This is a genomic window from Lachnospira intestinalis (assembly GCF_040095895.1).
Taxonomy (GTDB): Bacteria; Bacillota; Clostridia; order Lachnospirales; family Lachnospiraceae; genus Lachnospira; species Lachnospira intestinalis.
This window is the reverse complement of sequence record NZ_JBBMFS010000002.1, coordinates 281,107-294,198: the sequence shown is the minus strand read 5'-3', so window position 1 is coordinate 294,198 and position 13,092 is coordinate 281,107. Positions and strand designations below refer to the sequence as shown.

13 protein-coding genes are annotated in these 13,092 nt (G+C 39.4%); 1 reads left to right on the top strand and 12 read right to left on the bottom strand.

The genetic code is table 11. The annotated features are described in order from the left end of the window. Window positions 1-46: 46 nt before the first annotated feature. The 4 genes from WMO37_RS03605 to WMO37_RS03590 all read right to left on the bottom strand — a co-directional run bounded on the left by WMO37_RS03605 (window position 47) and on the right by WMO37_RS03590 (window position 3,755). Window positions 47-454: a cell division protein ZapA gene (locus WMO37_RS03605; protein WP_022432258.1), complete on the bottom strand. Its 408-nt coding sequence runs from the start codon at window positions 452-454 to the stop codon at window positions 47-49. A gap of 342 nt (window positions 455-796) precedes the next feature. Then, on the bottom strand, window positions 797-1,795 hold the full coding sequence (gene ruvB, locus WMO37_RS03600; protein WP_022432259.1) for a Holliday junction branch migration DNA helicase RuvB: 999 nt from the start codon (window positions 1,793-1,795) through the stop codon (window positions 797-799). Window positions 1,796-1,807: 12 nt separating this feature from the next. Next, window positions 1,808-2,416, bottom strand: a complete 609-nt coding sequence (gene ruvA, locus WMO37_RS03595; protein ID WP_349154323.1) for a Holliday junction branch migration protein RuvA — start codon at window positions 2,414-2,416, stop codon at window positions 1,808-1,810. Window positions 2,417-2,435: 19 nt separating this feature from the next. Next, window positions 2,436-3,755, bottom strand: a complete 1,320-nt coding sequence (locus WMO37_RS03590) for an ATP-binding protein (RefSeq protein ID WP_349154322.1) — start codon at window positions 3,753-3,755, stop codon at window positions 2,436-2,438. A gap of 241 nt (window positions 3,756-3,996) precedes the next feature. On the opposite strand from WMO37_RS03590, the gene WMO37_RS03585 reads away from it, so the two are divergent. Next, the gene (locus WMO37_RS03585; protein WP_349154321.1) at window positions 3,997-5,295 is read left to right on the top strand and encodes a glycosyltransferase family 2 protein; all 1,299 of its coding nucleotides are present in this window, start codon (window positions 3,997-3,999) and stop codon (window positions 5,293-5,295) included. 79 nt (window positions 5,296-5,374) lie between these two features. Here the strand turns inward: WMO37_RS03585 and WMO37_RS03580 are convergent, their stop codons facing one another. The 8 genes from WMO37_RS03580 to WMO37_RS03545 form a co-directional block, all read right to left on the bottom strand. Then, window positions 5,375-6,400 (bottom strand): hypothetical protein, encoded by a 1,026-nt coding sequence (locus WMO37_RS03580; RefSeq protein WP_349154320.1) that lies wholly within the window; start codon window positions 6,398-6,400, stop codon window positions 5,375-5,377. Further along, complete coding sequence (locus WMO37_RS03575) at window positions 6,393-7,544, bottom strand: AAA family ATPase (protein WP_022432264.1); 1,152 nt, start codon at window positions 7,542-7,544, stop codon at window positions 6,393-6,395. The genes WMO37_RS03580 and WMO37_RS03575 overlap by 8 nt, the downstream gene beginning before the upstream one ends. A 106-nt stretch (window positions 7,545-7,650) precedes the next feature. Next, window positions 7,651-8,181: a Gx transporter family protein gene (locus WMO37_RS03570; protein ID WP_227089343.1), complete on the bottom strand. Its 531-nt coding sequence runs from the start codon at window positions 8,179-8,181 to the stop codon at window positions 7,651-7,653. Between the two features lie 17 nt (window positions 8,182-8,198). Further along, complete coding sequence (locus WMO37_RS03565; RefSeq protein WP_349154319.1) at window positions 8,199-8,609, bottom strand: NusG domain II-containing protein; 411 nt, start codon at window positions 8,607-8,609, stop codon at window positions 8,199-8,201. A 107-nt stretch (window positions 8,610-8,716) separates the two neighbouring features. Then, window positions 8,717-8,899 carry a hypothetical protein gene (locus tag WMO37_RS03560; protein ID WP_349154318.1) on the bottom strand — a complete coding sequence of 61 codons (183 nt, stop codon included), beginning with the start codon at window positions 8,897-8,899 and terminating at the stop codon, window positions 8,717-8,719. A gap of 290 nt (window positions 8,900-9,189) precedes the next feature. Beyond that, the gene (locus WMO37_RS03555; protein WP_349154317.1) at window positions 9,190-10,152 is read right to left on the bottom strand and encodes a helix-turn-helix transcriptional regulator; all 963 of its coding nucleotides are present in this window, start codon (window positions 10,150-10,152) and stop codon (window positions 9,190-9,192) included. A gap of 278 nt (window positions 10,153-10,430) precedes the next feature. Continuing rightward, window positions 10,431-11,459 (bottom strand): hypothetical protein, encoded by a 1,029-nt coding sequence (locus WMO37_RS03550; protein ID WP_349154316.1) that lies wholly within the window; start codon window positions 11,457-11,459, stop codon window positions 10,431-10,433. A gap of 254 nt (window positions 11,460-11,713) precedes the next feature. Continuing rightward, complete coding sequence (locus WMO37_RS03545; protein ID WP_349154315.1) at window positions 11,714-13,030, bottom strand: hypothetical protein; 1,317 nt, start codon at window positions 13,028-13,030, stop codon at window positions 11,714-11,716. Window positions 13,031-13,092: the final 62 nt, after the last annotated feature.

The window sequence follows — 13,092 nt, the reverse complement described above, 5'->3', positions numbered from 1 at the left end:
GAACCTGCAATCCGGGGTCTGCGCCCAAAATCACAGGTTCATCTGCTTACTTTTTTAAATCTTCCAGTTCTGTTTCCAACCGGACTACATTCTTCTGGTACTTATTGATTTCTTCTTTTAATTCTTCAATCTGCTTGTTTGCCGTTTCTAACTGAATCTGTGCAGCAATCAGTTCATGTTTCAAATCGTACATTGCCGTATCTTTGTTCTCCGTTTCAGACTGAAGACTGTCGCCCAACTTCTTCGCCTTAAAATAATCATCTGCTATATTTAAATACATCAGATTTGCCCGGACCTCTGCTGACTGCCTGCGATAGGACTCGTCCTTGTTAAATTCGGCAAGCTTATTATTAATATAGGCGGCAACTTTCTGGAGATATTCTTCACTTTCATATCCACTCAGCGTAAATACTTTTCCGCCTAAAATGACCTCTGTATTATTCTTTGATGACATACCGTCCTCCTGCTATATAAATACATTTCTATTTTTACTTTATTCTATTTATTCAATAACCACCAGTTTCGCCGTGCATGCGCAGGTGCGCTTCGCTCCCCTGCGCTGTCGGGCATTCGCCCTATCGCATGAAATCATAAAGAAGTGCTTTGTGCGAGCACAGCACCTTTTCTGGCTTTCTCTACGGGGTTCGCCGTGCATGCGCAGGTGAGCTTCGCTCCCCTGCGCTGTCGGGCATTCGCCCTATCAGCCTAAAGTCTAAAGAAGAACATTGTGCAAGCACTGTTCTTCTCTAGCCTTTACGCTGGCACGGCTCATTGCTTACGCACATTATACCATAGGTTATTGAATTTGTTCAACACCTAGATTTGCATAGGCGGCGGGGGTGGCTACTCGGCCGCGGGGGGTGCGGTTGATGAAGCCGTTCTGTATCAGGTATGGTTCGTAGACGTCTTCTAAGGTGCCTGAATCTTCACCGATGGATGCTGCCAGTGTTTCTATGCCTACAGGGCCGCCTCCGAATTTGCCGATTATGGTCTGCAATATCAGTCTGTCGTTTCTGTCCAGTCCGTCTTTGTCCACGTCCAGCAGATTTAATGCGTAGTCGGCAACTTCGCCTGTGATTCTGCCGTCGTATTTGACCTGTGCAAAATCACGTACACGCTTTAACAGGCGGTTGGCAAGACGCGGTGTTCCCCTGGAACGCCTTGCAAGTTCGTGCGCGCCCTTTGTATCAATGTCAACATTTAACACACTTGCCGAGCGGATAATAATTGTTTCCAGTTCTTTTACGGAATAAAATTCCAAATGACTGACTACCCCGAAACGGTCACGAAGCGGTGCAGAAAGAAGTCCCGCTCTCGTTGTCGCCCCGACCAGTGTAAATTTCGGAAGTTCTAACCGGATTGAACGCGCCGTAGCACCTTTTCCTATCATAATGTCGATTTCATAATCTTCCATTGCAGGGTATAAAACTTCCTCTACCTGCCGGTTTAAACGGTGGATTTCATCGACAAACAGGACATCACCTTCCTGTAAGTTATTTAAAATTGCCGCCATTTCACCCGGCTTTTCGATTGCCGGTCCCGAAGTCACTTTTAAATGGGTTCCCATTTCATTTGCAATAATACCGGCAAGTGTCGTCTTACCCAGTCCCGGCGGACCGTAAAACAGCACATGGTCTAACGAATCGCCACGTTCCTTTGCGGCTTCGATATAGACCTTTAAATTCCGCTTGACTTTTTCCTGCCCGATATAATCTTCCAGTGAAAGGGGTCTTAAATTATTTTCAATTTTAACATCTTCTTCCACCAGTTCTGTGGAAATCATTCTTTTTTCCATATTTTTATTTCCTTAAATCAACTTTTTCAAGGCTTCCTTTAAAATCTGTTCCGAATCTTTTTCTTCGGCATTTTCAACCTGCTGTACCGCCTTCATCGCCTGCGCGCTCGCATATCCCAGCGCCACAAGTGCTTCTACCGCCTCATTCTTTGCAAGCAGTACATCATTTTCAGACGGTGCTTTTTCTTTATTGGCAAGTGCCGTTTCAAAGACTTCGGCAAGTTTTAATTTATCCTTTAATTCGATAATCAGCCGCTTTGCCGTCTTTGCGCCAATACCCGGTGCGGAAGAAATCGTCTTGACATCTTCTGAAAGCACCGCAAAACGCAAATCATCCGGTCCAATCGTTGAAAGAATCGCCAGCGCACCTTTCGGTCCGATACCGCTGACATTCAGCAGTAATTTAAACACTGATAAATCGTCCCGGCTTAAAAAGCCGAATAAATTCATCGCATCTTCTTTGACATATAAATATGTATAAATCCGTACAGAACTGCCGACAGACGGCAGGCGGTCAAGCACCGAGCCCGGTACGCGGATATTGTATCCGATGCCGTTTGTTTCAACAACGACCGTATCTTCAAAAACCTCGTTCAGTTCTCCTTTTATATATGAAATCATTTTTCACTCCGTTATTTTCTTAGTTCTGTGATGCCGGTTCATTTCCCAGACAATGATTGATAAACTGCTGTGCAGTTCTGCCGGAAATACCGCCATGGCTTAATTCCCACTTGTTTGCTTCTGCACACAGTTCTTCTTCGGTCATGGTAAGGCCGTTCTTCTTTGCCAGATTGACAACAATATTAAAGTATTCCTTCTGTGACGGCTTTGAATAATTAATCTGACAGCCGAAACGGTTGACTAAGGATAATTTTTCCTCGATGGTATCGGAACGATGCAGTCCGTTTGCAGATTCCATATCGCTTCTGTCGTTCCATGTTTCCTTAATCAGATGTCTTCTGTTAGAAGTTGCATAGATTAAAATGTTGTCCGGCTTTGTTTCCACGCCGCCCTCAATAACTGCCTTTAAGAACTTGTATTCGATTTCAAATTCTTCAAAAGAAAGGTCGTCCATATAAATAATGAACTTATAGTTTCTGTTCTTAATGTCTGCAATGACGGTCGATAAATCCTTAAACTGGTGCTTGTAAATCTCAATCATGCGCAGACCCTGGTCGTAGTATTCATTCACAATCGCCTTGATACTCGTTGATTTACCCGTACCGCTGTCGCCGAATAACAGCGCATTGTTGGCTTTTCTGCCCTGTACAAAAGCTTCTGTATTTTCAACAAGCTTCTTTTTCTGGATTTCATAACCGATTAAGTCATCTAACATAACCTTATCCATATTGTTAATCGGGTGGAACGTTACTTTGCCGTTGTCACTGCCTGTAATGCGGAATGCCTTATTTAAACCAAACATACCGACACCGTAAGCTCTGTAAAATTCCGTAACATGCGCAAAAAATTCATCGACATCCTTTGCTGCCGCAAGCTTTTCACTTAATACCTGTACCTTTTCAGACACATTTTTATTGTACATCAGTTCTTTTTTGACAATCGCCTTATAATCGGAAATAACCGAAAAGCAGTTAATGCCAAGCTGGGCTTCAATTTTAGAAAAATCATAGTGAAACAGGTTCATAAACACCTGAAAATCATTTTTTGCAAATGCATTGACACTGCCGTCATTTGCACCAACCTTTTCACAGGTAATGCTGAACGGATTCTCATTGGTAATTAAAATAAAGGTCAGATAATTATGCCACAGATTTTTGTCAAAGCCATAATCCGTTGCCACTTCTAACAATCTCTTAATCTGCGTATAAATATCCTGTGTCAGCTGCGCATCGGAAGACTCCTGCATTTCAAATCTTCTAAAAATATCCGCAAATTTATATAAAATACAATCCTGGTCCATATTGCCATACATAATTAACTTTGAAATTTCCTGATACATCTTTTTCACCCTTCTACCTTTCTGAATCATACTTATTATATAATAAAGGAATGAGATTATTTGTCAAATCTTTTTGCACCGTAATTCAAAAAACGGATTAAAATTAAATAAAAAAAGCCAATAATGATTGACACCTTTGAAATTAATGATATAATCTGAAAAGAACTTTACATAAGGTCATAAGGTTCTTTTTGAATTTTGACTGATATTTCATTTCTTGAAAATGGAGAGGATAAATGGAATGAAAACAATAAATACTATCAACTCTATCTTATATATAGCGTTGACTGTACTGTATTTTTACCAGTTTATTTACATTGTAATCGCACTCATTGGCGACAAAAAAAAGAAACTGGACACTTACGAAGCAAAGAAGCTTCACAAATTTGCCTTTATTATAGCGGCGCGGAATGAGCAGGCAGTAATCGGCAATCTGATTAACAGTATTAAACAGCAGAATTATCCTGCGGAGTTAATCGATGTGATTGTTGTGGCAGATAATTGTACAGATGATACGGCACAGATTGCACGGGAGCATGGCGCAATCTGCTATGAACGATTTAACAATATGCTCGTCGGAAAGGGATATGCCCTGGACTACTGCTTCAACAAGATTGTGGAGCAATTCGGTGATTATACGGCTTATGATGGCTACTTCATCTTTGATGCCGACAATGTCATTGATAAAAATTATGTCAAAGAAATGAATAAGGTTTTTGACCGTGGCTATAATGTCATTACCAGTTACAGAAATTCAAAAAATTATGATACCAACTGGATTACTTCCGGTTATTCCCTCTGGTTTATCCGTGAGGCAAAATACCTGAATAATCCGCGTATGATGTTAAAAACAAGCTGTGCCGTTTCCGGTACCGGATTTTTGGTAAACAGCTCAATTATCAAGAAAAACAACGGCTGGAAGTTCAACCTGTTAACAGAAGATATTCAGTTTTCTGTTGTGAACATTCTGGAAGGTGAAAAAATCGGCTACTGCGAAAGCGCCATGTTCTACGATGAACAGCCGACAACCTTTAAGCAGTCATGGAATCAGCGTATGCGCTGGTCAAAGGGATTTTATCAGGTAATGTTCCGCTACGGCAGGGAACTGATTGCAATGATGTTTAAAAAGCGGGAAATGTTCGTATCCTGCTACGATATGTTTATGACCCTTGCCCCTGCTACACTGCTTTCAATCGGATGTATTTTACTGAATCTGATTTTCCTTGCATACGGTGCAACGGACGTACATATGTTACGAAGGATTCTGCCGGGAACATTAGGCTCTATTGCTTTTGCAGGTGTAAACTTCTATCTGCTGATGTTCTCAATTGGATTTATTACTTTAGTAACCGAATGGAATAAGATTTTAGCTCCTGCGAATAAAAAGATTAAATCCTTATTTACGTTTCCGCTGTTTATGATTACCTACGTACCGATTTCTCTCGTTGCGCTGGTAAAGAAAGTCGAATGGAAACCGATTGCCCACAGCATTTCAAAATCTGTTGAAGAAATTGAATTGCAGCAGCAGGCAAATAAATAGAAACTTAAAAACCCCCGGTATCTGTTCTGAGAGAAGCTCAGTTACAGATATCGGGGGTTTTTATTACTCTATCTCCAAACTATTCATAATTTATCAATTTAAAATTGTAATCCGGAATCAATAATACACAGGTGCTCAATATCCAGATAAATCCTTTTTCTGCATCTCTGCTGACTTTATTTTGAATATCCAGTATTTCTGATAAATCAATCCGTTCAAATTGCTTTCTAAGGTCATTTTCACCCGTATCTTCATTTTGAATCCTGTCCGCTTTGCAGATATTATGATATACAACTTCCAGAAAAATTTTCCGCATATATTCCCAATATGTCATATTTCCATGTGTATACCCCAACTTTAAAATCCAGTCTTTTAGCTGATATTTTAAAGTTTTTTCTTTCTTTTCATCTCTCACAATATGCAATATTTCCTCTAAGTTCTTTTCTAACTCATTCTCAGTAAGTTTTAATATGGCATCACAACATTCCCTCCTCTTTTCATCGTCATTTACCTGATATCGTTCTCCCGCCAGTAAATCATCAATTCTATGCGGCAAACCCACTAACTTTTCAATAACACTTTCTGACTTTACCATACCTTTATACTTATCTCCCGGCTGCAGTGATACAGGTATTTTCCGGTTAATATATTCTTCGTCCGGTATAGATTTTAAATGCAGATAAGATTCAATCATTGGATAATTCAAATACAATTTTCCCATATCTGTCGAATCCTCAAAGCAACGCTGCATTTCCAAAATTTTTTCTTCAGAAAATGCCGGATCATGTCGTTCATAATCAAATACAAGAATTATATTTGTAAAATCATTCCTATAATAAACTGTTTCCGGATGTTCCTTTTTACTGATTACAAATGGCAAATCAACATCCATTTCATCCTTCGCCCAATCCCTTCCATATTCTCTTACAATGTCCTCGTACAGCTTATAAATATTGGTACCGTAAATCCATACATCATCTATATCAATATTTAATTCTGGAAAACACTTGAAAACCAGCCAGAATAATTCATCTTTTTCATGTTTTCCCTCTACAATCAGTAAACTCCGGCTGCGCCGTCTTGTTTCTACTCCGTAATTATTCATACTTTTCAAACTCTCCACTGATATACATCTTTTCGAGATTATGACCTTCTCTTAATTCACGTTCTGTTGCATTACAAAGAGCTGTTAATGTTCCTTTCCTTGATAAAATAAACAGACAATCCGGTCTCATAATTCTATTTGTCATCAAATTCGTATTATGTGACGTCATAATCATCTGACATTTTGGATATTTGTGTTTAAAGAAACGGATTACATTTTCTGCCATTTCATAATGATAAAATGCATCAAATTCATCCAGATAAATCAAGGATGCATCCCATACTTTTGGAATCAATCTCCGATAAAGCTCTGCTAATGCCAATGTACCACTTGAAGCATTTTCATAAAACGGCACTAATTGTTCATGCGCAAAATATAATTCTCTTTGTCCGTCCGGTAATTTTTTTAGTATTAATTTACACTCAATTCCCATTGCATTTAAAAAATCTTCAAAATCTTTTAAACGTTCCGGATTTTCTAAACTTTCATAGAAACCCTCATTCATTCTTCCAAAGCGATACCGCATCCCATTTCCTACTGTAATCATCATCATTCTTCTTACATAATTTGCCAATTGAATAAGTGCGGAATCATTTTTTAAAGCCACGTTACTAATCAACCATCTCAAAAATGGCAACTTCGGTTCACTGATTTCATCATCTTCTCCGACCTCCAACGATTGCAAATACCGATCTATATTCGCAGTTTCTGCATCAATATAATTCAAATGGTCGAAATTATATTTCTGTGAACTAAAATTGCATTTAAAAATATTTTTTCCATTTATAAATAATTCTTCATCCCGCAGTTCCTGATTTGATAATCTCGAATATTTATAACTTAATTCTGTATTCTCAAATCTGAATTCATATTGAAAAACCGCAGCATCTTCTTTTGAATCTGCATTAAGTAAAATTCCATTTCCTGCATATCTTGTTCCACCAAACATTGTTGAACCTATATCAAGAAGTGCTTTCCCCAGATTTGTCTTACCCGTTGCATTGCGTCCATAAATTAATATTTTCCCGATAATACCCTCTGAAAGACAGTCTGTGTTAAACTGATATCCTGCAATATTTTCAAAATCTATTGTAATTTCATCTTTAAAATTTTTATAATTCTTCAATGTGAATTTTTTAAGCATATCTCATACCACCCTCTGAAATAATCATTCATGTATAACTCTATGCTTACAGTATAACCAATTTTTTAACTCTCTGCAAGAATACGCCGTAAAAAAATTACGGCATTTACTCCTCACCAACCACCGGATATACGCGCTGTGTCACATAACCGCCCATTAATCCAATAATAATGCCTGTTACAATACCAAAGATTAAAAGTACCGGCAGGTAATAATAAATCGCCGTAGTATCCATTAAAAAGACTGCCGCCGTAATCTGACCGACATTGTGGAAGACACCGCCTGCCACACTCACACCGACAATCGAAAAATGTCCGCTTTTCTTTAAAATCACCATAACCAAAAGACTTAACATTCCCCCTGCCATACTAAACAGAAAGCTGTTAAAATTACCAAATAACACCGCCGTCAGCGTAATCCGCAGCAGATTGACAAGCAGTGCCTGTCCGCTTCCAAGCAGATACAATACCGATATAATGGCAATATTGGCAATTCCCAGCTTCACGCCCGGAACCGGCAGCGGAATCGGTATCAGGGACTCTATATATGAAAATATCATTGCAAGCGCCGTTAAAATACCGCCCAGCGCGATTTTTTTCGTTCTTCCTGTATTCTTGTTTTTCTTTCTTCTTCTCATTTTTTTCTCCGTTTCCGCTACTGCACAACCGCATCAAATGTATCTGTCGTTCCTGTGATCTCTACGACAACGCGGTGCGGCAGGCACACAATGGTTTCACCCGTCTTATGAATCGTTCCTGTATGCACACACAGCTTGTCCGGACAGTCTGCATCAGACATATACACTGCATTATCCTGTATTACGATATGATTCGTACCGCCCTGATACCCTGATACATCAAATTCCGTATCATTCTTTAATGCAAGCTGTTTTACCACATTGCCATCTACTTTTATCACAACGGTTTCACCCTGCTTTTTGACACCGAACTGTATCCAGGCAAGCAGTCCTGCGGTAATAATAAGCAGTACCGCAACCAGATAAAAATCCGCAGATTTTAACCCCAGCCGGTTCTTTCTTTTTACTGTTTCTATTGTAAATTTCATTGGTTTTACTCCTGATTTGACTTTTTATATACTTAAAAATCCCTGTCTATTTTAGCATAAACAGACAGGGATTGTATACAGGGAATTTCAGTGTTTTACATATCTATCTATTGTGTAGAATGAATTTCCTGTGATATTGTATTTAACCGTTCTATTGAAAGTGATACTAACTGTTCTATACTTTCTATCGGCAGTCCCATTGCAAATGCCCTGCGAGCTGTTTCCTTTGCCGTCTTTTGTGCTTCCTCTGCCGCACGCATATTTGCATAATCCTCTACCAGCTTACACATCGTACTTCTCCCCTTTCCTTCTTTGTATTCCCTCAGCTTTTCACAACCCCTCTGAAACCGTTCATCCTGTACAGGTTTTGTGCTTTTAAACACTTTCATCAATGCCGCTGTACTGGATGAATCATCTATCTGTGTATTAACATATACTTCATACAGTCCGTTGTCAACTACATCTTTTGTTTCCCGCAGTGTCCTGTCTACATGATATGTGTTCTTCCCTTTTTTGAAAATGTCAAAAAAAGCCCTGCCAATAACAGCAGAGCCTCCAACATTTTCTTCCCACTATTCCTCTATCTGTATCTCTCCATCATCTTCTCAACCTCTTCCTTCATCTCATCCACAAATGACTGCGGTGACAACACTTTCACCCAGCTTCCCTGACTTAATAGTGTCATTTTAATGCCTGTTCCGTGTACCACCGTTGCCTGAATCGTCACCTTATTCTTTTCCCTCTTGATGACCTTCGATTTTGGAATACGGTCTAAAATAGCCTGTACAGAAGGTCCTGTAAATTCAAACTCAATCTGCTGTTCCTTGCCCGGCCACATATACTGGATTTCATTTTTCAACTTGCCTTCATCAAACCGGCTGTCATACTCCACTTCAAAACGTGTCCGGTGTTTTATCATATCTGTAATACGGTCAATTCGATAATACCGCTCTTTCCATTCGTCGTCTACCTCGTGTACTGCAATCAGATAAAAGTAATATTCGCTGAATACAATCGCCAACGGACGGATTCTCCTGTCAATTCTGGATTTGTCCATTTTGTAATATGTAATTGTAATTTCCTGCTTATCATCAATAGCCTCTGCCAGTGCATACAAATTATCAATTAAATCATTACACAGCGTTGCGACCGGTTTGTAATGGTAAAGTTCTCTCTTTACAAGTTCCTTCAACCGCTTTTTGTCTTTTGTTGAAGCAAATCCCTCCAGCTTTTCAACCAGCTGATTCATCTTATCCTGTGGCAGCGTTCTCGTTGCAATCAGTATTTTGGTAATTGCCAGCATTTCTCCATTGGTTAAAAACTTTTCTGCTTCAAAATACATTTTCTGTGAAGAACGATCAAACTTTACTTCTTCCCTACCCACAGAATATCCGTATTCTGCCATAAAATTTTTTATTTCACTGATGTCACGCTGGATACTCTTTTCTGATACTTCATACTCCGCCGCGAGGTCTTTTACCGCCATATGTTCGCCGCTCATAAATCTGTAAAAGATTTCCATAACACGATTTCTTTTATTCATCTCCAAAACCTCTTTCCTGTATCTTCTTTTACATATTGTATCATATGGAAACGACAATGAAATGACCGTGTAAAATTCTAATTAATCTTAACCTTTTTCCACCCGCACACAACACACTTTTTTGTAATTTTACAAACCCTTGCACCACAATGTGGGCAGATACTTTGATTGGCGACTCTGCTAATTGCAGAATCGCCATTGCTGTTCATTTTGATTTTTTTCACTTTGATCCTCATTTCTAAACAACTTTATCGCAAAGATGTCATGAAAACCAGTGCCTATGCCGCAATATCATTCATAACCTTTTGAGCATGCTGCATATTGCTTTCAACCTCAATCTTATTCACTGAATTCATTTCGTCTTCATTCGCCGCTTTCTTAACGAGATTGACCTTACACATCTTATACAAAAGTCCTACTAATAACACTGAATTCTGGGTTGCCAGCTTTTCTTCTTCTGTAAATTCATTCCAATCCACTTTACCCATTGTATAAACGGTATTATAAACCTTTTGAAAATTCTGACCATACAAAGCATATACTTTTTCCAGTGAATTAATATACCTGCCTGCCATTTTTCTTAAATCGAGCAGATATTCGCATATTTTATTGATTGTTTTTTCAGCTTTCTCCATCTGCTCCCACGCTTCATCTGCCTTATCGGATAATTTGCTTCCGGTTGCACTAAAAATTACACCGCCTACCAGCAAACCGACCCCCAGAGTTGTCGCGCCTAAAATGCTGGTTCCTAATGCAATACCACCGCCGCCGGCTGCTACAGCTCCGCCGCCAAGTGCAGCAAGTGTCGCATTGGTAGCCGCAGCTCCGCTAAGAGATGCAATGGCAGTTCCTGTCGATGCCGTGCCCAATGCCATAACCGCCGATGTCGTTGCCCCTGCCGCCGCAAAACCGCCTGCCGTACCTACAGCCGCACCGCCAATTCCGCCTAACAACACGCCTGCACCGACAGATACCTTGTTTAACTCTTCCTTATTGTACTTCGGAAGCGCAACCCCGCCTATTTTATATTCTTTAAATTCCGGACGATTCTGGATTTTTTCAATAGCATCTGAAAAATCTTTAAAATCATTTAAGATTTTTAATTCCAATTCTCCCAGTTTGTCCATTCTCTTATTGGTCTTTTCACTTTCGTTTTCAAAATACTCTATATTCTGTTTATGTTTGCGTTCAGCCGCCTTCATGGTGTCATTGGCTTCTTTCATTTTTGCAGCACCGTGTATTCCGCTTCCAACTCCTGCTACACCCGCTACCGCTGCTAATCCTCCTATAATAAGTGGTAATGGCATAATTCATTCCTCCGTTTTCTTTAAATTTTCACATCCAAGTTTGTTCAATCTGTAATACTCATCCCGTGTCATATACTCCTTAAAGTACAGTTCATAACACGCATCTACCCTGCACAATAATGGTCTTTTATCATATATTGTACACAAATTTTCTTTTAAATAAATACACGTACCATCTCCTCTGTCTAACTGTGCATACAGTTCCGACTTTTTTAAATTTCTACAACAACAGCCACAGCAATCACATGAAAACATTATTCAAATACCAGCGTAGCATTCTTATCCGACATATGCTTGTCAAAATCTCCCTGCCACGGCTTTTTAATTCCCATTTGTTCAAATGTATCCAATAACAGTACATTTAACTCTTTATCTGTTGTTGCTGTTGAAAAAATCCGGACTGCTTTGTTGTATTCTTGTGTTTCCCGTTTAAATGCTTCTATGTCAATCTGCTCTAATTCATGCAGATAAACAAGCAGGGCCTCATTGATGCGCTGAAATGCTAATATTGTTTCAGATAAAGCATCTTTTAAACCAACCCGGATACATACTTCCTTTAACACAAGCGTCACAAATCTAAACCATACAATCAGATTCAATCGTAAAAAAAATTCCAGAAAATCTCCGCCTGAATGTACTCCCGCATCAATGCCGTCCATTACACAGAGTGTTCCGTTTCCTAGCAGCAGCATTATTCTTAAATCTGCGTGCTGACTTGTTGGAATACACTCTTTTACCGGTAATTCATATTGAAAATGCCTGCGCAGTGCCCATATTAACCGGATAGATAAATCTGTCAGAACCACCGGAATAACCGCCGCCATTCCAAATCTGAAATCGTATCCCTTCTGGAATGCCCTTGTCGCAATCGTTGCTAAATCCTGTCTGTCATTTTCGACTTTAAAACTGCCGAACTTACAAAATTGAAACAACTCATAAAACGGCATTACAACGCCTGCTCCTCTGCCCGCATTTCCTCTTGCACCCGAACCTCCTGCAATATCTGACATAATATGCCCAAACCAGTTTGCAATACCGCAGAATAACTTTGCAATAAAATTTCCGCCCTGTAACTCATATGTATCTGTTGCAATCGTTATAATCTTTCCATTTGCAATAAAAGATGAAGTTGAGGTAAACTGATTCAATATTGAAAAAAACAGTCCTACAATATCCGGCGAATGTGACAATGACATCATATGATGATTTTTTGTGGACATATTAAAAGCATTTCCAACATCTGCGGTATGCCTCTGGTCATAATTAACTTTATACTTTCTTTCTAGAAAACCAATGGCACTTGCTACATTTTCTTTCTGCGCCTGCCTGGGATTCCAGCCGACCAGCTTCGCAAATCCTTTCACTGCACTATCAACCTGCGAATCTGTCCATTTTCCAAGTACACTATTGCCCGGTGTTCCAACAAGAAAAATATCAACCAATCCGCCTACTGCACCGCAGGCTACTGCCGCTAAATAATCGTATTTATCGCACTTATCTTCCCTTAGTAATGCCCTTTTATTCTGCTCCGTTTCTTTCATCAGTGCATAATCTGTTTTTGTTTCTTCCATACATACCCTTCTTTCATTTCATTTTCAAATTATCCCACTATTTATTTTTTCCCTCCTGTTTC